18 protein-coding genes, 1 tRNA gene and 3 pseudogenes are annotated in these 21,254 nt (G+C 58.4%); 15 read left to right on the top strand and 7 right to left on the bottom strand.

Translation table 11 applies throughout. The features are described 5' to 3' along the window. Nucleotides 1-41: 41 nt before the first annotated feature. The 4 genes and pseudogenes from AACU78_RS03435 to AACU78_RS03420 form a co-directional block, all read right to left on the bottom strand. Complete coding sequence (locus tag AACU78_RS03435; RefSeq protein WP_106579839.1) at nt 42-446, bottom strand: META domain-containing protein; 405 nt, start codon at nt 444-446, stop codon at nt 42-44. Next, on the bottom strand, nt 443-883 hold the full coding sequence (locus tag AACU78_RS03430; RefSeq protein ID WP_106579838.1) for a hypothetical protein: 441 nt from the start codon (nt 881-883) through the stop codon (nt 443-445). Before AACU78_RS03430 ends, AACU78_RS03435 begins: the two co-directional genes overlap by 4 nt. 71 nt (nt 884-954) lie before the next feature. After that, nucleotides 955-1,944: a 2-hydroxyacid dehydrogenase gene (locus AACU78_RS03425; protein ID WP_106579837.1), complete on the bottom strand. Its 990-nt coding sequence runs from the start codon at nt 1,942-1,944 to the stop codon at nt 955-957. 92 nt (nt 1,945-2,036) lie between these two features. Beyond that, nucleotides 2,037-4,789: pseudogene (locus AACU78_RS03420) on the bottom strand (response regulator). Nucleotides 4,790-4,994: 205 nt separating this feature from the next. Between AACU78_RS03420 and AACU78_RS03415 the strand changes: the two are divergent. Together AACU78_RS03415 and AACU78_RS03410 are read left to right on the top strand one after the other, a co-directional pair. Next, the gene (locus tag AACU78_RS03415) at nt 4,995-5,720 is read left to right on the top strand and encodes a response regulator transcription factor (protein WP_106579836.1); all 726 of its coding nucleotides are present in this window, start codon (nt 4,995-4,997) and stop codon (nt 5,718-5,720) included. Continuing rightward, nucleotides 5,707-7,065 (top strand): sensor histidine kinase, encoded by a 1,359-nt coding sequence (locus tag AACU78_RS03410; RefSeq protein WP_106579835.1) that lies wholly within the window; start codon nt 5,707-5,709, stop codon nt 7,063-7,065. Before AACU78_RS03415 ends, AACU78_RS03410 begins: the two co-directional genes overlap by 14 nt. A gap of 7 nt (nt 7,066-7,072) precedes the next feature. Here the strand turns inward: AACU78_RS03410 and AACU78_RS03405 are convergent, their stop codons facing one another. After that, nucleotides 7,073-7,588 (bottom strand): DUF2062 domain-containing protein, encoded by a 516-nt coding sequence (locus AACU78_RS03405; RefSeq protein ID WP_106579834.1) that lies wholly within the window; start codon nt 7,586-7,588, stop codon nt 7,073-7,075. 135 nt (nt 7,589-7,723) lie between these two features. On the opposite strand from AACU78_RS03405, the gene AACU78_RS03400 reads away from it, so the two are divergent. The 8 genes from AACU78_RS03400 (at nt 7,724) to murB (ending at nt 14,580) form a co-directional block, all read left to right on the top strand. Continuing rightward, a complete protein-coding gene (locus AACU78_RS03400) occupies nt 7,724-9,949 on the top strand; it encodes a DNA internalization-related competence protein ComEC/Rec2 (protein ID WP_106579833.1) in 2,226 nt (741 codons plus the stop codon). Between the two features lie 109 nt (nt 9,950-10,058). Then, nucleotides 10,059-10,694, top strand: coding sequence for a MotA/TolQ/ExbB proton channel family protein (locus AACU78_RS03395; protein ID WP_106579832.1), 636 nt, complete (start codon nt 10,059-10,061; stop codon nt 10,692-10,694). Further along, the gene (locus AACU78_RS03390; RefSeq protein ID WP_106579831.1) at nt 10,691-11,119 is read left to right on the top strand and encodes an ExbD/TolR family protein; all 429 of its coding nucleotides are present in this window, start codon (nt 10,691-10,693) and stop codon (nt 11,117-11,119) included. The genes AACU78_RS03395 and AACU78_RS03390 overlap by 4 nt, the downstream gene beginning before the upstream one ends. Continuing rightward, nucleotides 11,119-12,129, top strand: coding sequence for a tetraacyldisaccharide 4'-kinase (gene lpxK, locus AACU78_RS03385; protein WP_106579830.1), 1,011 nt, complete (start codon nt 11,119-11,121; stop codon nt 12,127-12,129). Before AACU78_RS03390 ends, lpxK begins: the two co-directional genes overlap by 1 nt. Nucleotides 12,130-12,153: 24 nt before the next feature. Then, complete coding sequence (locus AACU78_RS03380) at nt 12,154-12,339, top strand: Trm112 family protein (RefSeq protein ID WP_003174668.1); 186 nt, start codon at nt 12,154-12,156, stop codon at nt 12,337-12,339. Then, nucleotides 12,336-13,100 carry a 3-deoxy-manno-octulosonate cytidylyltransferase gene (kdsB, locus tag AACU78_RS03375; RefSeq protein ID WP_106579829.1) on the top strand — a complete coding sequence of 255 codons (765 nt, stop codon included), beginning with the start codon at nt 12,336-12,338 and terminating at the stop codon, nt 13,098-13,100. The genes AACU78_RS03380 and kdsB overlap by 4 nt, the downstream gene beginning before the upstream one ends. After that, a complete protein-coding gene (locus tag AACU78_RS03370; RefSeq protein WP_106579828.1) occupies nt 13,100-13,564 on the top strand; it encodes a low molecular weight protein-tyrosine-phosphatase in 465 nt (154 codons plus the stop codon). The genes kdsB and AACU78_RS03370 overlap by 1 nt, the downstream gene beginning before the upstream one ends. Continuing rightward, nucleotides 13,561-14,580, top strand: a complete 1,020-nt coding sequence (murB, locus tag AACU78_RS03365; RefSeq protein ID WP_106579827.1) for a UDP-N-acetylmuramate dehydrogenase — start codon at nt 13,561-13,563, stop codon at nt 14,578-14,580. The genes AACU78_RS03370 and murB overlap by 4 nt, the downstream gene beginning before the upstream one ends. 62 nt (nt 14,581-14,642) lie before the next feature. Here the strand turns inward: murB and AACU78_RS03360 are convergent, their stop codons facing one another. After that, on the bottom strand, nt 14,643-15,314 hold the full coding sequence (locus tag AACU78_RS03360) for a Bax inhibitor-1/YccA family protein (protein WP_106579826.1): 672 nt from the start codon (nt 15,312-15,314) through the stop codon (nt 14,643-14,645). Between the two features lie 152 nt (nt 15,315-15,466). Here AACU78_RS03360 and AACU78_RS03355 point away from each other — a divergent pair. Then, nucleotides 15,467-15,557, top strand: a tRNA-Ser gene (locus AACU78_RS03355). A gap of 115 nt (nt 15,558-15,672) precedes the next feature. On the opposite strand, the gene AACU78_RS03350 is transcribed toward AACU78_RS03355, so the two are convergent. Next, entirely contained in the window at nt 15,673-15,876 is a 204-nt protein-coding gene (locus tag AACU78_RS03350; RefSeq protein WP_256587039.1) for a hypothetical protein, read from the bottom strand. Between the two features lie 727 nt (nt 15,877-16,603). On the opposite strand from AACU78_RS03350, the pseudogene AACU78_RS03345 reads away from it, so the two are divergent. The 4 genes and pseudogenes from AACU78_RS03345 to AACU78_RS03330 form a co-directional block, all read left to right on the top strand. Beyond that, nucleotides 16,604-17,001 (top strand): annotated as a pseudogene (locus AACU78_RS03345) (tail fiber domain-containing protein); the annotation flags it as partial. 391 nt (nt 17,002-17,392) lie between these two features. Next, a pseudogene (locus AACU78_RS03340) lies at nt 17,393-17,575 on the top strand (glycoside hydrolase family 19 protein); the annotation flags it as partial. Nucleotides 17,576-18,138: 563 nt separating this feature from the next. Beyond that, entirely contained in the window at nt 18,139-20,046 is a 1,908-nt protein-coding gene (locus AACU78_RS03335; protein WP_146151462.1) for a hypothetical protein, read from the top strand. Between the two features lie 614 nt (nt 20,047-20,660). Further along, entirely contained in the window at nt 20,661-21,143 is a 483-nt protein-coding gene (locus AACU78_RS03330; protein ID WP_106579824.1) for a DUF2846 domain-containing protein, read from the top strand. Nucleotides 21,144-21,254: the final 111 nt, after the last annotated feature.

Genomic DNA, 21,254 nt, shown 5'->3' with positions numbered 1-21,254 from the left:
AGGCCAGCTTCCACAGCAAAGCCCGTTTGCAATGATGTCGATCAGCCTTCTTCAAGCCACAGCCGAATAGGCTTGCCTTCAGCCGGCCAGAAACGCGTCTGCTCGATCGGCGAGATGTCCCAACGCTCGACGCCTTGCAGGGCCTGGAAGAAGCGGTGCTCCTGCTCCATCAAGGCTTCGGCGCAGAGTTTGCGCGTGCTGCCGATCTTGCCGAAGTTCAGCTTGTCACCCTCTACGGTGTACGGCGCAAACCAGTGGTTGCAACCGCCATTGCCGTAGGCGCGACCATCGGCGCCAAGGGTGACGGTCAGGTGCGCGTAATCCATCAGCGGCCGCTCACCAATCCATTCCACCACGTAGCTGTGATCCTGCTTGAGCTTCACCGCATCGCCGGCGCAGCCGGTCAGGCCTATGCCGACGGCGGCGAGCAGCAGCGGGCCTTTCATTGCGCGGCCTGCTGGCATTTAGGGCAGCGATGCTTGTCGCCTTCGCTGGCCCAGCCCAATGCCTTGATGCGCGCGTTGGCGGCAGGTTGCAGCGGCTCTTTGGTCAGTTTGGTTTCTACCGCGAATTCAAATTCCAGCACGGTGTCGCAGCTGTCGCAGTTGACCTTCCAGGTATGAATTTCCAGCTCGCCGAATTTCGGCCCCTGGGCCATGGCGACCCATTGGCCTGCCGGGCGAATGGAGTAGCGCGCATCACCTTCGACGGTCAGGCGCATCGACAGGGTTTTACTGCCACGCAGGGTGACGATCAGCACGTCGCCGTGTTTGATCGAACCACCGTTGCCGGTGACTTGATAACGGCCCGGCACCAGGGCGCGGCATTCGATCAGGGTGTGTTGCGGGCTCAGCAAGCTGAAGCGGAAATCGTGTTCGGCCATGGATCCTCCAAATAGGCGCGGCATCCTATCACGGGTGCCGGCCTATCATGAGCCTGGTATGTGACCGCCGATCATCCTTCGACCAGGTTCTGCGGCTGGCCTTTGGCCCACGCGGCAATATTGCCCAACGTGGTGCTGGCGATGGCCGCCAGGGCCTCGCGGGTGAGAAATGCCTGGTGGGCGGTGATGATCACGTTGGGGAACGTCAACAGGCGTGCGAGCACGTCGTCTTGCAGCGGCAGGTCGGAGCGGTCTTCGAAAAACAGCTGGGCCTCTTCTTCATACACATCCAGCCCGAGGTAGCCGAGTTGGCCGTCCTTGAGGGCTTCGATCAGCGCCGGCGTGTCCACCAGGCCTCCACGGCCGGTGTTGATCAGCATTGCGCCGCGCTGCATCTGCGCCAGGGCGCGGGCGTTGATCAGGTGTTTGCTGTCGGCGGTCAGCGGGCAATGCAGGCTGATGATCTGCGCGTGCGCCAGCAGCTCGGGCAGGCTCACGTAACGTGCACCGAGGGCCTGCACCTGCGGGTTGGGGAAAGGGTCGTAGGCCAGCAATTGGCAGCCGAAGCCGGCCATTATCTTGGCGAACGTGGCGCCGATCTGCCCGGTGCCGACCACGCCGACGGTCTTGCCCACCAGGTCGAAACCGGTCAGCCCGTGCAAGCTGAAATCGCCATCGCGGGTGCGGTTGTAGGCGCGATGCAGGCGGCGGTTAAGGGCAAGAATCAGCGCCACGGCATGCTCGGCCACCGCGTGAGGCGAGTAGGCCGGCACCCGCACGATGGTCAGGCCCAGGCGCTGGGCGGCGGGCAGGTCGACATGGTTGTAACCGGCCGAGCGCAGGGCAATCAGACGCGTGCCGCCTGCGGCCAGTTGCTCCAGCACCGGAGCGCTGAGGTCGTCATTGATAAACGCGCAAACCACTTCGTGGTGTTCGGCCAGGGCCACGGTGTCGAGATTGAGCCGCGCAGGCTGAAATTGCAGCTCAAGGCCGGCCGGCAGTGGCTCGCCAAGAAAGCTGTCGCGGTCGTAGGTCTGGCTGCTGAAAAGAATGACGCGCATTAAAAAGCTCCCTGCAAGTTGCGAGTTGCAAGCGCAGACCCTTGAAGACAGGAGCAAACCCGCGCCGCAAGTGCCCGCGCTTATAAATAAACTCAGGCGCTGACGCGCGCCTCACTGGCCAGGCGGGCAATCGCCATGTCCAGTTCATCCAGGGCCGCCATGGCCTTGGCGTCGTCCTGCTTGAGCAAGGTCTCGGCGCGTTGGCAGGCGGCGCGCAATTGCGGCACACCGCAGTAACGGGTGGCGCCGTGCAGCCGGTGGACGCGCTCGATCAGGGCATTGTTGTCTTTGGCTTCGCGGGCGACGGTGATCGCAAGGCGGTCGGCTTCCAGAGAGGCCAGCAGCATGGCGAGCATGTCGGCGGCCAGATCGGATTTGTTGGCCGCCAGACGCAGGCCTTCCTCATGGTCCAGTACCAACAGTTTCACGCCTGTGCCCGAACTGTCGTTGGTGCGTTCCGGGCCTTGGTTGCGCAGGGCCAGGCCGGTCCACTTCAGCACCACTTGGGCCAGTTGGCGTTCGCTGATGGGTTTGGTCAGGTAGTCGTCCATGCCGCTTTGCAGCAGCGCGCGTTTTTCGTTGGCCATGGCATGGGCGGTGAGGGCTACCACCGGCAACGGCGTGCCGTGGCGCTCGCTTTCCCATTGGCGGATAGCCTCGGTGCTTTGGCGGCCGTCCATGCCGGGCATTTGTACGTCCATCAGCACCAGGTCGAATGTTTCCTGTTTCACCGCGTCAATGGCGGCATAGCCGCTTTCTACCGCCTGCACCTTGGCGCCCATGTCTTCGAGCAGAGTTTGTACCAGCAACAGGTTTGCCGGGTTGTCATCCACGCAGAGCACGCGCGGCGCGCGGCTGGACAGCGGCTCGCCGGGTTCGCTGCGCAAGGGGCGCGGGTTGATCAGGTCGGCCAGTGCGCGGCGCAATTTGCGCGTGCAGGCCGGTTTGGCCTGCAACTGGCTGTTGGGGTTGGGCACCGACTGGTTGAACAGCATCTGCTCGGTGGTCGGGCACAGCACCAGCACTTTGCAGCCCAGGTGTTCCAGGTCCCACAAATGCTGGTTGAGGCGTTCGGGCGGAATATCATTGGCCGTGACGCCGAGTACGGCAAGGTCGATGGCCTGCTCGGTCTGATGCGCGCTGGTGATGCCGTTGGTGAGGCTTTCCAGGGTGTTGAACGGCGTCACTTCCAGGCCGCAATCTTCCAGTTGGTGTTGCAGGGCCTGACGCGCCAGCTCGTGGTTTTCCAGCACCGCCACGCGACGCCCCAGCAGTGGTGCAGAGGGCAGGTCGTCGACGTCATCGCGGGTTTTCGGCAGGTTGAGGCTGATCCAGAATTCAGAGCCTTCTCCCGGCGTGCTGTCGACACCGATCTCACCGCCCATCTGCTCGATCAGTCGTTTCGAGATCACCAGGCCCAAGCCGGTACCGCCCGGTTGCCGTGACAGGGAATTGTCGGCCTGGCTGAACGCCTGGAACAGTGCGCGCACGTCCTGGTTGGACAAGCCGATGCCGGTGTCTTGCACACTGATGCGCAGCTGTACGCTGTCCTCCTGTTCGTCCTCGACCATCGCGCGGGCCACGATAGTGCCTTCGCGGGTGAACTTGATCGCATTGCTGATCAGGTTGGTGAGGATCTGCTTGAGTCGCAACGGGTCGCCGACCAGCGCCAACGGGGTGTCGCGGTATACCAGGCTGACCAGTTCCAACTGCTTGGCATGGGCGGCGGGCGCGAGGATGGTCAGGGTGTCTTGCAGCAAGTCGCGCAGGTTGAAAGGCACGCTGTCGAGTACCAGCTTGCCGGCCTCGATTTTCGAGAAGTCGAGAATTTCGTTGATGATGCCCAGCAGGTTGTCGGCGGACTTTTCGATGGTGCCCAGGTAGTCCAGTTGGCGCGGTGACAGTTCGCTTTTTTGCAACAAGTGAGTGAAACCGAGAATGCCATTGAGCGGGGTGCGGATTTCATGGCTCATGTTGGCCAGGAACTCCGACTTGATACGGCTGGCCTCCAGGGCCTCTTTGCGCGCCAGGTCCAGCTCGATGTTCTGGATTTCAATGGTTTCCAGGTTTGGCGCACGTCTTCGGTGGCCTGATCGATGCTGTGCTGCAACTCTTCCTGGGCATTTTGCAGGGTTTCGGCCATGCGATTGATGCCCGAGGCCAACTGGTCCAGTTCCTGGCTGCCCAAGGGTGGCAAGCGGGTTTCCAGGTTGCCGTCCTTGAGTTGGGCCACGGCCAGCTTGATCTGGCCAATCGGCGAGTTGATCGTGCGGCTGATCCGCAGCGCAAGCGCGGCGGTGCAGATCAGGCCGATGGCGATCAACAGCAAGCTGGCGAACAGGCTGCGATAGCCGCGCAACAACATGCCATTGTGCGACAGCTCTACCTCGACCCAGCCCAGCAAACGATCGGCTTCATCGGGGATCAGCTCGCCTGCGAGGTTGCGGTGGCGGCCAAATACCGGCAGCAGGTAGCGCGTGGCGTCATTGCCGGTGCGCTGCAGCAGGTGGGAGCTGTTACCGACGGGCGGCTGGTTGAGCATGGTTGGGCCGGCGTGCGCCAGGGGCGAGCGGTCCGGCGCCAGAAACGACACGGCACGCACGTCGGGTTGTTCCAGCGACTGGGTGGCGATGCGTTCCAGCAGGTCGGTGTTCTTGCTACTCAGGGCAGGGGCTACCAGCGGCGCCAACTGCTCGGCAATCATTTCGCCACGCTGCAGCAATTGGGTTTGCAACTCCGAGAGCTGCATCCAGGTGAAATAACCCCCCAACAACAGGGCCATCAGGCTGGTCGGTAATAAGGTCAGCAACAGTACGCGGCCTTTTATCCCCATTCTTCTAAGCACGCCACTCTCCTGCTACCACATTGTTTTCGATTATCTGCGCGGGCATCCGGCCCACGCCACCTGCGCAGTGTAGCCATTTGCGCGGTCTGGAATCTCGCAAATTAATGACATACCGCAATCTTCGGGCCATTGAGAGCCGGGTGGCGATTGCCTGGGGCCGGTTAATCTTGAATAATCAGCGATTGAGAATGACTTGCAGACGCTAATGACTCCCGCAGCTGGCTCACCCAGTATCCTGACAATCGAAGACGATCCCGTGCTGGGTGCTTATGTGCATGAGCATCTGGGCCGCTGTGGCTTCCAGGTGACCTGGTGCCAGAACGGCCAGCAAGGTCTGCAAATGGCCCGCGACCAGGCGTTCGACGTGGTGTTGATGGATATCCTGCTGCCCGGGATGGACGGGTTGTCGATCCTCACCCACCTGCGCCAGAGCCATGCGATCCCGGTGATCCTGATGTCGGCGCTGGGCGCAGAAGCCGACCGTATCAGTGGCTTTCGCCTCGGTGCGGACGACTATCTGCCCAAGCCGTTCAGCATGATCGAGCTGCGGGTGCGCATTGAAGCCATCTTGCGCCGTGTGGCCCTGGATCGGCGCCCGCTGCCCACGCGTCGGGCGGTGCGCGACGACACTCGCACGCTGCGCTTTGACGACCAGCTGTGCGATGTCTTTTATCAGGCGCACTGGGCCGGGCTGACCCGCAGCGAATACCGTCTGTTGGAAACCCTGCACCGCAATGCTGACGAAGTGCTCAGCAAAGCCTTCCTCTATCAGCATGTGTTGCAGCGCGGTTATGCGCCCCACGACCGCAGTCTGGACATGCACGTCAGCCAGATTCGCCGCAAGCTCAAGGCCATCGGCTACAGCGAGTGTGAAGTGCGCACGGTATGGGGCAAGGGTTACGTACTGAGCGGCCATGATGAAGGGCTTTGAGCGGTTGCCGGGCAAGCATTCGTTATTCTGGAAACTGGCCTGCCTGCTGATCGCTTTCTGTTTGCTGATGATTTGGCTCAGTTGGTCCTGGGGCCGCTACATGGAAGAGCAGAATGCCTACGTGGCCGAGGAGTCGCGCGAGATTCTGCGGGGTTATGCCGCGGGCGCCGAACTGGCCTGGAATACCCAGGGCAGGGCAGGCGTGGATGCCTGGTTAGCGCTTATGGCCAAGCGTGAGTCCACGTGGATCGGTGTGATCGGCAACGACTTGCAGTCTTTGAGCAGCACGCCACTGAGTGACAAGGAAAGCCAGCGCCTGACCTTTCTGCGCGGGTTGGAGTGGCCCGTCAGCCGGCATGTCAAAGGCCTGCCGTGGATGAAAATCCCGTTTCCAGTCGACCCAGGTGCGGGTTCACTGGTGATCGAACTGCCCCAGCGTTTCATGCCTGGGCGCTACCAGTTGTTTTGGCGCGTGGTGACCAATGGCGTGATTCCAGGCCTGTTTACGCTGTTGCTGTGTATTGGGCTTTACCGGCTTTTGATCATGCCCCTCAATCAATTGCGTGAGCAGGCCAATGCCTGGCGCGCCGATCAATTGAATACGCGCATGTCGCGCGAGGCTACCAGCCGTCAGGACGAGCTGGGTGAACTGGGCCGGGCCTTTGACCATATGTCCGAGCGCTTGCAGGGCACGGTGGTGTTGCAGCAACAACTGTTGCGGGACATGTCTCATGAGCTGCGCACACCGTTGAGCCGTTTGCGCGTGGCCTGCGACAGCGAACAGGATTTGACGCAGTTGCGTGAGCGCCTGGGCCGGGAAATCGATGCCATGCAGCGCCTGGTGGAAGACAGCCTGCAACTGGCCTGGCTGGACAGCGAACGCACGCCATTGCCCAATGAAGATATTCAACTTCCGGCCCTGTGGGACATGCTGAGGGAAAACGCCTGCTTTGAAAGTGACTGGCCGGCGTCGCGTTTACCTTGCCGGTTGCCCGCAGACTGCTGGGTACAGGGCAACCTGAACGCGCTGGCTCAGGCCCTGGAAAATATCCTGCGTAACGCCATTCGGCATTCGCCCCCGCACGGGCGGGTGCAGCTTGATGGCTGTCGAGACGCTGATTACTGGCATATCTGGCTGGAGGATCAGGGCGCCGGCATTGATGAGCGTGACCTGGAGCGAATTTTCGCGCCTTTCACACGCTTGGAAGGGTCACGGCCCGGTGATGGCGGTTTCGGCCTGGGCCTGAGCATCGCCCGTAATGCCGTACAGCGTCAGGGCGGGCGTTTGTGGGCGGAAAATACCGGGCAAGGCCTGCGGGTCCATTTGCGTCTGTTGGCGCGTTAGCTTTTTTTCACGCGCGACGCTGCTTGCGCTTCTTCCACTGGTGCGCGACCCACCAACGCCAATAGCCCATGGTCAGGCAGTAGGCCAACGCGCCCAACACCAGCCCCAAGACCACCGACCCCAACAGGAATGGCTGCCACAGCGTGCTCAACTGGCCGCTGATCCACTCCCAGGTGAGGTTGTCCGGCAGGCTGCGCGGCGGCACGTTCATCAGCCAGGCACCGGTCAGGTAAGTGCAGATAAACACCACCGGCATGGTGATCGGGTTGGTCAGCCACACCAGGCTGACGGCGATAGGCATATTGCCGCGCACCACAATCGCCAGGATCGCGGCCAGCAACATCTGCAGCGGAATCGGGATGAATGCCGCGAACAGGCCCACCGCCATGGCACGCGCGACGGAGTGCCGGTTCAGGTGCCAGAGGTTGGGGTCATGCAGCAACGTGCCGAGAAATCGTAAAGACTTGTGTTCCCGGATACTCGTGGGATCGGGCATGTACCGTTTGAATAAGCGCCGGGGCATAAGGGGTCCAGGTCAGTTCGAGGGGCAAGTATGCCCGCATTCTATAAACAGAAAATTCAGACTTTGTGACAAAACATCATCGGCAGCGCTGGGCGAGCGACTAAGACTGAGTGGATCACTTGCAAAGGATGATTCATGAAAATCGGCATGTTTGCGCTCGGACTTGGCCTGCTTTCGTTGCGACTTTTGCCCGCACTGCCGCCTACCGGATGGTTACTGGCCATTTGGGTGATTGCATTGATGTTGTTGCCTTTTCGCACCTACCCGGTGGCCTTTTTCCTGTTCGGATTGGGCTGGGCGTGCCTGAGCGCGCAGTGGGCGTTGGACGACCGTCTGAAGCCGGCGCTGGATGGCCAGACGCGCTGGGTAGAAGGCCGCGTGACCGGGTTGGCGCAGCAGACGAGCACCGGCGTACGGTTTGAACTGACCGACAGTCGGTCACGCACAGCCCGCTTACCCAAGCGCATTCGGGTGTCCTGGCACGGTGGCCCGCCAGTCAACAGCGGTGAGCGTTGGCGCCTGGCGATCACGTTGAAGCGGCCCACGGGGCTGCTCAACTTTCACGGTTTTGACCACGAAGCCTGGCTCCTGGCCCAACGTATCGGGGCCACGGGATCGGTCAAGGACGGCCAGCGCCTGGCGCCAGCCCGCAATGCCTGGCGCGATGCTGTCCGGCAACGCTTGGCGGCGGTGGACGCCCAAGGGCGCGAGGCGGGTTTGGCGGCGTTGGTATTGGGCGATGGCTCTGGGCTGGCTGCCAGCGACTGGCAGGTATTGCAGGACACCGGAACCGTGCACCTGCTGGTGATTTCCGGCCAGCACATCGGCTTACTGGCGGGGTTGATCTACGGCCTGGTGGCCGGGCTCGCCCGCCACGGCTGTTGGCCTCGAGCCTTGCCGTGGCTGCCATGGGCGTGTGGCCTGGCCTTTGCCGCCGCGCTGGGATACGGCCTGTTGGCTGGGTCTGGTGTGCCGGTACAACGGGCCTGTGTGATGGTTGGCCTGGTATTGCTGTGGCGTTTGCGCTTTCGGCATTTGGGGATCTGGTGGCCACTGTTGTTGGCGCTCGACGCCGTGCTGGTGCTGGAACCGTTGGCGAGTTTGCAGCCGGGGTTCTGGTTGTCGTTCGCGGCCGTCGCGGTACTGGTACTGGCCTTCAGCGGGCGCTTGGGTCCATGGAGTCTGTGGCATGCATGGACGCGTCCACAGTGGTTGATTGCCATCGGTTTATTTCCGTTACTGCTGGTGCTGGGCTTGCCTGTAAGCCTGAGCGCGCCAGTGGCGAATCTGTTTGCCGTGCCATGGATCAGCCTGGTGGTATTGCCATTGGCGCTGCTGGGGACTGCGCTGCTGGCGATTCCGTTTGTGGGTGAAAGCTTGCTGTGGCTGGCCGGCGGCGCACTTGATGGGCTTTTCAGGGCCCTGACGCTGCTGGCGAGCCAGCAGCCGGCCTGGATACCGGCCGAGGTGCCCCTGGTGTATTGGTGTGTAAGCCTGGCGGGCGCGGTGTTGTTGCTGCTGCCTCAAGGCCTGCCGTTTCGGCTGCTGGGCTGGCCAATGCTGCTGCTGGCGGTCTTTCCACCCAGACAGCCCGTGCCTGTTGGGCAGGTTGAAGTGGTGCAGTTGGATGTCGGCCAGGGACAGGCGCTGGTCCTGCGCACGCGTCATCACACCTTGCTTTACGATGCGGGGCCGCGTTCCGGCGAGTTTGATCTTGGCGCGCGTGTGGTGCTGCCCGCGTTGAAAAAGCTCGGGGTCGAGACCTTGGACCTGTTGGTGATCAGCCATGCTCACGCGGACCACGCGGGCGGTGCGGCAGCAGTTGCCCAAGGGCTTGCAGTCCAGCGGGTAATCGGAGGAGAAACCCAAGGCTTGGCGGCATTGCTCGATGCCCAACCCTGTGTCAGTGGCGAGCAATGGGAGTGGGACGGTGTGGCGTTTGAACTGTGGCAGTGGCCTGGCGCCACTACCAGCAATCCGAAATCCTGTGTATTGGGTGTAAGCGCCAACGGCGAACGCCTGCTGTTGACCGGCGATATTGACCGCGCTGCCGAACGGGCCTTCCTCGCGTCCCCCCTGGCGGTACGGACCGATTGGCTGCAGGCGCCGCATCATGGCAGTCGCAGTTCTTCATCCTGGCCCTTGCTGGAACAACTTGCGCCCAAATCGGTCCTGATCTCACGGGGGCGTGGCAACGCGTTCGGTCATCCGCACCCGCAAGTGCTGGCGCGTTATCAGGCGTTGGGCAGTCGCGTGTACGACAGCGCCGAGCAAGGCGCCGTGCGGGTGCAATTGGGCGCCTTTCAACCACCTGATGTTGCTCGCAGTCAACGCCGCTTCTGGCGTGACGCGTTACCCTAAACCAACATCGCCCAGGGCCCAGGCCCGCGACGGGCGGGCCGGTGGCTGACGAGCCCCGCTGACGAACCTATATGGTAAAGTGGCGCACTTTTTCGAGGGGACATTCACTGTGTGGGAATTGGTCAAATCCGGCGGCTGGATGATGTTGCCGATCATCTTGAGCTCCATCGCCGCACTCGGCATCGTCGCCGAACGCCTGTGGACCCTGCGTGCCAGCCGCATCACGCCCGAGCATTTGCTGGGGCAGGTGTGGGGCTGGATCAAAAACAAGCAACTGGATAAAGACAAACTCAAGGAATTGCGCGCCAACTCCCCTCTGGGTGAAATCCTAGCTGCCGGCCTTGCCAACTCCAAACATGGTCGCGAGATCATGAAAGAGTGCATTGAGGAAGCCGCCGCCCGGGTCATCCACGAGATGGAGCGCTATATCAATGCGCTCGGCACCATCGCGGCCATGGCGCCATTGCTTGGCCTGCTGGGTACGGTGCTGGGCATGATTGATATTTTCAGCTCGTTCATGGGCTCAGGCATGACCACCAATGCCGCGGTATTGGCAGGCGGTATCTCCAAGGCCTTGATTACCACGGCTGCGGGCCTGATGGTCGGTATTCCTTCGGTGTTTTTCCACCGTTTCCTGCAACGCCGCATCGATGAACTCGTCGTCGGTATGGAGCAGGAAGCGATCAAACTGGTGGAAGTGGTGCAGGGCGATCGTGATGTTGATTTCGTCGAGGGCCGGGTGTGAAATTTCGCCGCAAGCAACGGGAAAACGTTGATATCAACCTCGCGTCGCTGATTGACGTGGTGTTCATCCTGCTGCTGTTCTTCGTCGTCACCACCACGTTCACCCGGCAAACCCAGCTGCGTGTCGACTTGCCGGAAGCGGTGAGCGGCTCGCCGGCCGAGGACCAGGATGCCAAGCAATTGGATATTGCCATCAGCGCCGACGGGGTGTTTTCGGTGAATAACCAATTGCTTGAGAAAAATGACCTCACCAGCCTGATGGACGCCTTGCAGAAAGAATCCGGCGGCGATACCAACATGCCACTTTCGATCAGTGCAGACGGCAAAACCCAACACCAAGCCGTGATCACCGCGATGGATGCTGCCGGCAAGCTCGGCTTCACCCATCTGCGCATGACCACCGTAGAGGCGGCGGCCCAACCCTGATGGCCATGTCCGATCGTTTGCTCAAGGCCTGGTACGAAGGCCACCCGGCACTCACGCTGCTGCGGCCGCTGGAGTCTTTGTATCGCCGCGTGGTGCAGCGCAAACGTGCGCGTTTTCTGGCGGGCGAGGGCGCGATCTATCAATCGCCGGTACCGGTGGTGGTGGTCGGTAATATCACTGTGGGCGGCACGGGTAAAACGCCGCTGATTCTGTGGCTTATCGATCACTGCCGGCGCAGTGGTTTGCGGGTAGGGGTGGTCAGTCGCGGTTACGGGGCCAAACCGCCGCAGTTGCCGTGGCGGGTCGAGGCGAGCCAAAGCCCTGAAGTGGCCGGTGACGAGCCGTTGCTGATCGTGCAGCGCAGCGGCGTCCCGCTGATGATTGACCCAGACCGCAGTCGCGCGGTGAAAGCGCTGCTGGCCAGCGAGCCCCTTGACCTGATTCTTTCCGACGACGGCCTGCAGCATTACCGCCTGGCCCGAGACCTTGAACTGGTGTTGATCGATGCCGCCCGTGGCCTCGGCAACCGCCGTTGCTTGCCGGCCGGGCCCTTGCGTGAGCCGGTCGAGCGTCTGCAGAGTGTCGATGCGCTGCTCTATAACGGTGCCGCGTCCGATCGCGAGGATGGCTTCGCCTTCCGTCTGCAACCCACGGCGCTGATCAATTTGAAAACCGGTGAGCGCCAGCCCGCCGATTATTTTCCGGTGGGCCAGCAGGTCCATGCGGTCGCGGGTATTGGCAACCCGCAGCGTTTCTTCACTACCCTTGAAACGCTACACTGGCTGCCGATACCGCATGCGTTTGCCGACCACGCGCCCTACAGCGCCGATGTCTTGAATTTTACGCCGGCATTGCCGCTGGTCATGACCGAAAAGGACGCGGTGAAGTGCCGCGCCTTCGCCCGTCCCGACTGGTGGTACCTTGCAGTGGATGCGCTGCCGTCACCGGCGTTTGTCGCCTGGTTCGACACGCAACTGATGCGCTTGCTGCCCGCCCGACTCTTGCCTTAAATCGCTTTTACCCAGGAAACGCTCATGGACACCAAACTGCTCGACATCCTCGCTTGCCCGATCTGCAAAGGCCCGCTCAAGCTAAGCGCCGACAAAACCGAGCTGATCAGCAAAGGCGCCGGCCTGGCTTACCCGATCCGCGATGGCATCCCGGTGATGCTGGAGAGTGAAGCCCGTACCCTGACCACCGATGAGCGTCTGGATAAATGACCACCGCCTTTACCGTTGTCATTCCTTCGCGCTACGCATCGACCCGCTTGCCGGGTAAGCCGCTGCAATTGATCGGCAACAAGCCGATGATCCAGCTGGTGTGGGAGCAGGCCTGCAAAAGCAGCGCCGAACGGGTCGTGGTGGCCACCGATGACCCGCGCATCATCGAGGCCTGCAAAGGTTTTGGCGCTGAAGCGGTGTTGACCCGAGAAGACCACAATTCCGGCACCGACCGCCTGGCCGAAGTCGCCACACAGCTCGGCTTGGCGGCGGATGCAATTGTAGTCAACGTGCAGGGCGACGAGCCATTGATCCCGCCGAGTGTGATCGATCAGGTCGCCGCCAACCTGGCTGCCCATGGCGAAGCGCGCATGGCGACCCTGGCCGAGCCTATTGAAGACATCGACACCCTGTTCAACCCGAACGTGGTCAAGGTGGTCAGCGACATCAATGGACTGGCGCTGACCTTCAGCCGCTCGACCCTGCCCTGGGCGCGCGATGCGTTTGCCAAGCGCCGCGACGTCTTGCCGGAGGGCGTGCCTTACCGCCGCCACATCGGTATCTATGCCTATCGCGCAGGTTTCCTGCATGACTTTGTCAGCTGGGGCCCGTGCTGGTTGGAAAACACCGAATCTCTGGAGCAACTGCGTGCCTTGTGGCATGGCGTGCGTATCCATGTAGGCGACGCGCTGGAAGCACCGCCGGCCGGTGTCGATACCCACGAAGACCTTGAGCGCGTCCGTCGCCTGCTGGGGGCCTGATGGAGGTTCTGTTTGTCTGCCTGGGCAACATCTGTCGTTCGCCCACCGCCGAGGGCGTATTGCGCCATAAACTGCGCGAAGCGGGCTTGGCAGGCCAGGTCGAAGTGGCGTCTGCGGGCACCGGTGAATGGCATGTCGGCAACCCGCCGGACCAGCGTAGCCAGCGTGCGGCGTTGGTGCGCGGGTATGATCTGTCGGCTCAGCGTGCCCAACAGGTCTCGCGTGCCGACTTCGCGCGTTATGACCTGATTCTGGCCATGGACCACAGCAACCTGCGCAACCTCAAGGCGCTGCACCCCGGGCAGGGTAAAGCAGAGCTGGACTTGTTCCTGCGCCGTTTTGAGTCTGAAGTGGACGAGGTGCCAGACCCTTACTACGAAGGTGAACAAGGCTTTGAACGGGTTCTTGACCTGATCGAGCGCGCCTGTGATTTATTGGTGATCGAATTGAAGGGGCGGTTATGACCTTGCACGTGCTTGCGCAGGTATCGCTCAAGCCATTCAACAGCTTTGGCATCGACGTACGCGCCCAATTGTTTGCCGAGGCCCATAGTGACGCCGATGTCCGCGAGGCCCTGGCTTATGCGGCTGCGCACGCAGTGCCGCTGCTGGTGATCGGTGGCGGCAGCAACTTACTGCTGACCCGGGACATTCAAGCGTTGGTGTTGCGCATGGCGACCCAAGGCATTCGCGTGTTGCAGGATGATGGGCAGCAGGTGGTGGTCGAGGCCGAAGCGGGCGAAGCGTGGCACCCGTTTGTACTGTGGACCCTGGAGCACGGTTTCTGCGGTCTGGAAAACCTCAGCCTGATCCCCGGCACTGTCGGTGCCGCGCCGATGCAGAACATTGGTGCCTATGGTGTAGAGATCAAGGATGTGTTTGCCGGCCTGACTGCTCTGGACCGCCAAACGGGCGAGCTGCGCGACTTCAGCCTGCAAGAGTGCAACTTCGCTTACCGCGACAGCCTGTTCAAACACGAAACCGGGCGCTGGTTGATTCTGCGCGTGCGTTTTGCCTTGAGTCGCACCAGTCACCTGAAGCTCGACTACGGCCCGGTGCAGCAGCGCCTGGCCGGGCAGGGGATCACCGAGGCGACGCCCAGCGACGTCAGCCGCGCAATCTGCAGCATCCGCCGCGAAAAACTGCCGGACCCGGCGGAGCTGGGTAATGCCGGGAGCTTTTTCAAGAACCCGCTGGTGTCTCAAGCGCTTGCCGCAGAGCTACAGGCGCTGTATCCGGACCTGGTGGCTTACCCGCAGGCGGACGGGCAGATGAAACTCGCGGCCGGCTGGCTGATCGATAAGGCCGGCTGGAAGGGCTTTCGTGATGGCGATGCGGGCGTGCATAAGATGCAAGCACTGGTGCTGGTCAACTATGGTGCGGCGACAGGGCACGATATTGCCGACCTGGCGCTGCGTATCCAGCAGGACATTGCTGAACGCTTCAAGGTTGAGCTGGAAATGGAACCTAATCGGTATTGAACCGTTAGAAACAAAAATGCCCCGCATCTTTCGATGCGGGGCATTTTTTATGGCGCTAGCAATCAGTCATCACGGCCCATGATGCCGAAGATCTGCAACAGGCTGATGAACAGGTTGTAGATCGATACATACAGGCTGATGGTCGCCATGATGTAGTTGCGCTCACCGCCGTGGATGATGGCGCTGGTCTGGAACAGGATGCAAGCAGAGGAGAACAGCACAAACCCTGCGCTGATAGCCAACTGCAGGCCGCTGATCTGGAAGAACATGCCTGCGACCACTGCTGCCAGCAACACGAAGAAGCCAGCGGTGATGAAACCGCCCAGGAAGCTCATGTCCTTGCGGCTGATCAGCACGTAGGCCGACAGACCACCGAAGACCAGGGCCGTCATGGCAAACGCCGAGCTGACTACTTCCGCGCCGCCGGCCATGCCGAGGTAGCGGTTGAGGATCGGGCCGAGGATAAAGCCCATGAAACCCGTCAAGGCAAACGCCGACACCAGACCCCAGGCCGAGTCACGCAGCTTGTTGGTCAGGAAAAACAGACCGTAGAAACCGATCAATACGACAAAGATATTCGGGTAGCCAACGCGCATTTGCTGCGCTACATACGCCATTACGCCGCTGAATGCGAGGGTAAGGGCGAGCAAGCCGTACGTATTGCGCAACACGCGGCTGACTTCAAGCTGCTCAGCCTGCGCGTTACCATTCACTGCGTAATTCTGTTCGCGCATGGCGACACTCCTTCAGTTTTGAAACGTTCAGTCGCAAAGATCATAACAGACGCTCTGTAACAAGCGATGCCGAGAGTTTGACAGTGTGTTTCATTCGGGTATTATGGCGCCCGCTGACACGGGAAGGGCTACTATAATCCTGTGATGCAAAAGGGAAATTGGCAGAGTGGTTGAATGCACCGGTCTTGAAAACCGGCGAACGTTAATAGCGTTCCCAGGGTTCGAATCCCTGGTTTCCCGCCAAGATTTACACAAAAGCCTCGCGAAAGCGGGGCTTTTGCGTTTCTGGAGCAAGGTGATTCTGTCACCGGTTTCCGCAGGTGTTCCGTAACTAATATTGGAATGTTTCATAACTTTTTTACTTTGACGGCTTCGCGGTCGCTCCGACCCTCCTGTAAACCCTCTGCGTGATTTCCTGCTTGCCATGCCCCAGCAGCGGGCTCGCATCCCCAATATCGAGGATTTCCGGCGGCGCTTCAGGGCGAATGTCCCGAAACTGAACCCCGGCGATCTTGGCTGCAAGCAGTGGGTTGCCCTGGTCGATCGCCTTCAGTCGAGCCAAGCTCAACATCCTTTTCGTCACCCGTTTTGCATGCCTGTTGATCAGCAGGTACCTGGATGGCCGACATTCCGTTCAGTTATCTCCCTGACTAATTTCCCAAGACTGTTTTCCCCCGGTTCTGTGCGTATCAGGATCCTCAGCTCCAGCCCGGTTTTCCCTTGCGTGACCAGAAAGTAATCACCCTCAGTATCGTCGCTGCGCATGATGATCACATCAGCTGCCCGCTGGCCGGTTAATAACTCAGATCCATGGCTTCCTTCCGTTCAGGCTCGCCATCCCGTATACCGCATCCCAGACCACTGCGTGTGCGTAGTAGTCGCATGCCAGCTCCTTATATTCTTCCTAACGCCTTGGCAGGGGTTCTCTCGCTCGGTAAGTCCCCATTCGCGAGCTATATTGAACACATGCAAAAGAAGGGCGATTTCCCTGTTGGCGCGAACCTTGGCCGTTCGGGCATCGCGATAGCCGGCGATGTTGGCTGGCGTGATCGAGTCGATGGGCGCGCTATCGAACGTCCGCCTGAATTGTTTGAGCTCTGCCAGGTATTGGTCTGAGTCCGATTGCCCTTTTCGGGATGACGTCCCGATCACAGCGTTCAAAAATGTCCTTCATGATCGTCAGGTCGCCCGGTTTATCTTTGGCCTCCCGTTTTGCCCATTTGAGTCGAGCTTTGTCCAAGTCCTTGCCGGTGACATCGGGTGCGGGCGGGGCTCACACGGCGAACGCTTATAACCTCAACTTGACCGGCTCAAACGTTGACGTGTATCGGCGCAACGTACGTGGGCACCATGACACTGTTCGGCGCTGACTACCGCTTCAAGAAATACATCAAGGACGCGCCCGAGGCATCTTACTTGGAGCGTATCGACGCTTACCGGATCGTCACCTACCAGCGCAAAGCGTTTGGCGATGTGTTCAGAGGGGATGACGTCGTTTATCAAGGTCTGATCGCGCACGAGGCGCAGGGATCAATACGCTTGCCGTTACCGGCGAAAAAGATGGGGTTGGCGACGATGGCCAACCCCGCGTTCAGCAACTCGACCGATGGCATTGATCACGGACTTGATGGGAGCTGTCAAAGAATTGCGCGCAGAGCTCGCTGCGTTGAAGGCTGCACAGGCCTAAGCAGCGCTCAACCGCGGCAAACAAGCACGCCGATACCGCCTTGAGCGGTTTTTTTTCGCCTGGAGGAAGGATCAGCTCAGCGCTTCGAACTTTAAAAGCCGCTACCACGAATGAAAAAATGGTCAGGGAGCTTGGTCCACCAAGAGGGGGGCGGGGTGTAGCATCCGGGCTGATTGGCTGGGGTTGCATTGCAACTGACCTGAAGTCCGCCAGCCTTAATGTCAGGGCCATCTTGGCCACCGCTATAAGTTTTACAGCCGCTAAAAGTAAGGACGGCTAAGAGAAGTATTCCGTATTTCATGGGATCCATCCCTGTTCGCTCCGATAATTAATCGGAGTATATCGAAAGAGTCTCGCCCGACAAGGCGCAGGCTTTTTTTGTCTGGAGAAAAAATTGCTGGAGCAGCCGAAATACGCCGCAATATCAGCAGCATAGTTCTGGTCTACACGCGGACTCAATACTCTGGCTGATGCCGGAGACTTCGCGAAGATCACCCGGCGCATCAACGGTAGACTCACTTGCCAGGATGACCGCAAGGCACTGTATGAAAAGGCACCGGGCGTGCTTTCATGATCTCTGTGCGGATGCAGATCCTTTCCTACTTTGCGGCGCTTCTACTCGCACTTGCGACGTTATTTGGCGCCTACAACCATGGCGTAACTACGGCAGACGCAACATGTGAGACCGAATGGAACGCCGCGCGATGCGGACGCCCAGGCAAAAGCAGCCAACGATGCGTCTACACGGGCTCTTGAGCAGTCTTATCAACGCTCAATCGACAGGCGGTACAAGATGGCCAAATCACCGCTGATATTGCTAATGAGCGCGCTTCTCGTATCAGCGTGCAGCGAACGGCAGATAGCCTTGCCACTCGATTCACAGCACTTAAAGCCAGCAGCCATTCCTGCACTGCCGCCTCAAGCGCGCCAGCCACCCGTGCCGTCTTGGTTTGCCCACGTCTTCAAGCGCGCTGAAAAGAGATCGGGAGATCTGGCAGGACATGCTGATCAAAGCCACGCCCCAGGAGAGACCTGTGAGAAGGCATATGGTGGACTATCGAATTAGGATGTGTATGATCGCCGGCGCATCCAAAAAAAATATAGTGTTCGGTAGAATAGAATTAAGGATCACAGACTGTGCGTCAGGAATATAATTATGGTAATGCTGAAAAATTTAACAGGGAAAAGCTCTATCGCTTAGCAAGTCGCGCGATATGCATGGTAATTGTGGCGTTACCCATCATAAGCTTTCTCATGAGCATAGTGGGCTGGCTCTCGTTTGGCATCGATCTTCCATTTCTGGACGATATGCGACAGTACGAAACCGGCAGTGCAGGTCGCATGGATTTCGACTATATAAGTCAGCCGGCTAATGATACCTATTATTCGGTTGGTCTATTTCTCGATAGCTTGGCATTTAGAGTTCTTGCTGGAAATAGTATTGCTTACCAAGCAATATCGTTGTTTTTTGTTTTAGGTTCAATTCTACTTATGCAGTGGAATTTGTTAGGTCGAGTGGTCGAAAATCGAACTGTAAAAGCTATTGCATTCTCAACTACCATATTTATGCTCCAGCCAGATTCATACTGGGGTTGGCAAAATATGGCTTACCATCAGGCTCTACCATTAGTCTGCTCTTTAGGTATTCTCAGTGTCGCACTCTCTCGACTTGATAAATGGGTGTCTGGTTGCCTTATTGCTGTAATGGCTTTGCTGTCTGGTTTTTCATATACAAGTGGAGCATTTGCCAATCTTTCCATTTTTATCGGGTTTGTCATTTTTTTTGTAATAGCAAAAAATAAATTGTCCGACCGTATTAAGGTGTGCGCGGCATATTTGTTGTTGCCCACTGTTATAACAGTATTTGCACAGCTTTGGGTGATTTTAGCAATCCAGCACGGAACGCATCGACCAGACGCGCCTTTGGCCTACCCATGGGAGCCTGATTTCTGGCTTTTCATGCTTGGCAAGGTAGCACGTTCACTTATGCTCCCTAGCCAATACCCTAAGCTATCATTGACGCTGTCAGTAATGATGATGGTGATCGCTACCTTTTTTGCTGCGCGTTCACTTTTTGACTTTATTTTCAATAAGGGAAATAATAAAGTTCTTAGGGTTGCTTTTATTTACCTGTGCTTATATGGGGTGTGCATTTCATATCTAATGATTGTATCAGCAGGAAGAGCGAATCTACGTCCTGATTTCATTAGTGCGCCAATTGATGTGTTTGTTTATGGTTACGGGAGATTTCATTTTTTTTGGCTTACAATATTGTGGCCTTGGCTTGTGATGCTTGGGTTGATGAATTTTAAGTTAGAGCTAAAGTCTAGATGCTTTCAGCTTTCGGCTGGCGCCGTTTCTTTGATTGCTTTGATGGCGTTGGTCTTGTGCACTACAATAATGTCGCATGCCGATTTCTACAAAAAAACAATGGTGGTGCGTGAGTCTATATTCAAGTGTCTCCAGAATGGATTGGACAATAGAGCGCCTTTTGAATGCAGCGATCTCCACCCCGGCCTCAACATGCAAAAGGTGTTTTACATAAGTAGGGAGGCGGGTGCCTCTTATACGCGTCTCATAAATGCTAGGCCTGTTCCTATTGGATCTAATACACCGCCTCCTATCTTTCGACTAACAAGTGATAATGGCTTGGTCGAATTCAAAAATTCACATATTTTGTCTTCGGGGGGTGACGGTGTTTTTATAGATTCGCAAAATGATCCAATGCTGATAATTTCTATAGGTCACGATGAGCTGATGAGGAATTGCTCTGAAATTGAAGTGAACGGTTCATATGATATCGGTCATCAAGACTTGGCCCAGCTATTTTATCTTCCGTCTGGTGTAACTGCATTCTCTGAAGAATTATCAAGCAGAGTTTCGCTACAGGCCGGTAAGGGTACGTTCTCACTCTCTGCGAGAAGCAGCACTGGATTTTCGAGCCTGCTACGCTTTGATCCGACCGTGGGAGCTACAAAAATTCGCCTTATGCAGCTTGAGGTCCGATGCACAATGGACCATAGATCGGGAACGAAGATGCATTGAGGTAAGGGTTATCGCATATTTATTAAGTATCCATGTGCGGGAGGAGTTGACTGTGATGTGGGGTAACTTGAAAGAGTTACACCCACCAGCTAAGTGGATAGGTATTATGCTGCCATGAGTAGATGGTCTAACTGAAGGTCACTATGGACAAGCGGCATGCGGGTGTGTCAATACTGCTGACCTTCGGTGAGTCGTCACAGTGGCGACTGATGTGGTACTTCTACGGCAATTAGTCTAAAGGCCAGAATCAGTTCTGGCCGCTTGTTCCTCACTTCCCCATAGCTGTGTCCACTTAGAACCATTCGAAGACATCCGACGCTTCTCGCTGATGCAGCGCATCTGTTCCAAGCTGTCAATTCAGCGCTCTCAGCCCGGCGTACCTGTTGCACCTCAGCCACTCGGCTGTTCGACGCGCGGCGTTCACGACGCTGTGGGTTGTCGCTGATCTTCGAGCGCATGGCGATTCTAGGCAGGAACTGAAGCCCTCGCTGACCATTCATGGTTTACCGCCAACATTTGGGGGGAGAGTGGGGGGCGTGCAAAATCAACACAAACCGTTTGATTAGCAGTCTTGCAGTGTTGATCATCAAGCGCTGAATCCGAATGGAGCGGTTATGACTAGGGTATGGAAGATCTCAGCACTTGTCCGGTTCGGGCTACTCAGCGCCTGCACGATCACAGGGCCAACATTTACCCCTCTTGAAAACGTGGGTTCCCAACGGGGTGTCATCTATGTCTACAGGCCCAGTAACTACGACATGGGTTTAATGTCTGCCTTGATTTCTTTGGATGGCAAGCCAGTAGCGTCTCTGGAGAACGGTGGTTATGTAGCCGTACCTGTTACGCCAGGTGAGCACACGGTCACTCAGAAATGGAAAGCTGGAATTCTGGGGAATGCTGATCTTGAGGGCGACACCACCGCCGTTGTCATCGACGTTAAAAGTTCAGATGCCTCGTATATCAGCCTCACGTCCAGCAGCGCCAGAGTGCGTGTAAACCAATCAAACGCTGTCAAGCTGCATTGGCAGCTCAATAAAGTCTCTGCCGATCAGGCATTGCCCGAGATTTCTCAATGTAGAAAGGTTGAGGCGCTCTAGTTCCCATCGGGTCGCAATACCAACAGCCAAATTGCGCGCAAAGAAAAGCCCGCGATGGGGATCAGCGGGCTTAAAGGGATGTTCACCAGGAGCTTGGGTTCACCAATAGGC

The organism is Pseudomonas sp. R9.37 (genome assembly GCF_963878885.1).
GTDB lineage: Bacteria > Pseudomonadota > Gammaproteobacteria > Pseudomonadales > Pseudomonadaceae > Aquipseudomonas.
This window is presented reverse-complemented; position numbering and strand designations above follow the sequence as displayed.

Coding starts and splice junctions, on each gene's coding strand:
- AACU78_RS03425 (WP_106579837.1), bottom strand. CDS start 1,944: ATGCGCGTCATTCTTTTCAGCAGCCAGACCTACGACCGCGACAGCTTT.
- kdsB (WP_106579829.1), top strand. CDS start 12,336: ATGACCACCGCCTTTACCGTTGTCATTCCTTCGCGCTACGCATCGACC.
- AACU78_RS03410 (WP_106579835.1), top strand. CDS start 5,707: ATGAAGGGCTTTGAGCGGTTGCCGGGCAAGCATTCGTTATTCTGGAAA.
- murB (WP_106579827.1), top strand. CDS start 13,561: ATGACCTTGCACGTGCTTGCGCAGGTATCGCTCAAGCCATTCAACAGC.
- AACU78_RS03430 (WP_106579838.1), bottom strand. CDS start 883: ATGGCCGAACACGATTTCCGCTTCAGCTTGCTGAGCCCGCAACACACC.
- AACU78_RS03380 (WP_003174668.1), top strand. CDS start 12,154: ATGGACACCAAACTGCTCGACATCCTCGCTTGCCCGATCTGCAAAGGC.
- AACU78_RS03370 (WP_106579828.1), top strand. CDS start 13,100: ATGGAGGTTCTGTTTGTCTGCCTGGGCAACATCTGTCGTTCGCCCACC.
- AACU78_RS03435 (WP_106579839.1), bottom strand. CDS start 446: ATGAAAGGCCCGCTGCTGCTCGCCGCCGTCGGCATAGGCCTGACCGGC.
- AACU78_RS03360 (WP_106579826.1), bottom strand. CDS start 15,314: ATGCGCGAACAGAATTACGCAGTGAATGGTAACGCGCAGGCTGAGCAG.
- lpxK (WP_106579830.1), top strand. CDS start 11,119: ATGGCCATGTCCGATCGTTTGCTCAAGGCCTGGTACGAAGGCCACCCG.
- AACU78_RS03400 (WP_106579833.1), top strand. CDS start 7,724: ATGAAAATCGGCATGTTTGCGCTCGGACTTGGCCTGCTTTCGTTGCGA.
- AACU78_RS03405 (WP_106579834.1), bottom strand. CDS start 7,588: ATGCCCCGGCGCTTATTCAAACGGTACATGCCCGATCCCACGAGTATC.
- AACU78_RS03330 (WP_106579824.1), top strand. CDS start 20,661: ATGACTAGGGTATGGAAGATCTCAGCACTTGTCCGGTTCGGGCTACTC.
- AACU78_RS03415 (WP_106579836.1), top strand. CDS start 4,995: ATGACTCCCGCAGCTGGCTCACCCAGTATCCTGACAATCGAAGACGAT.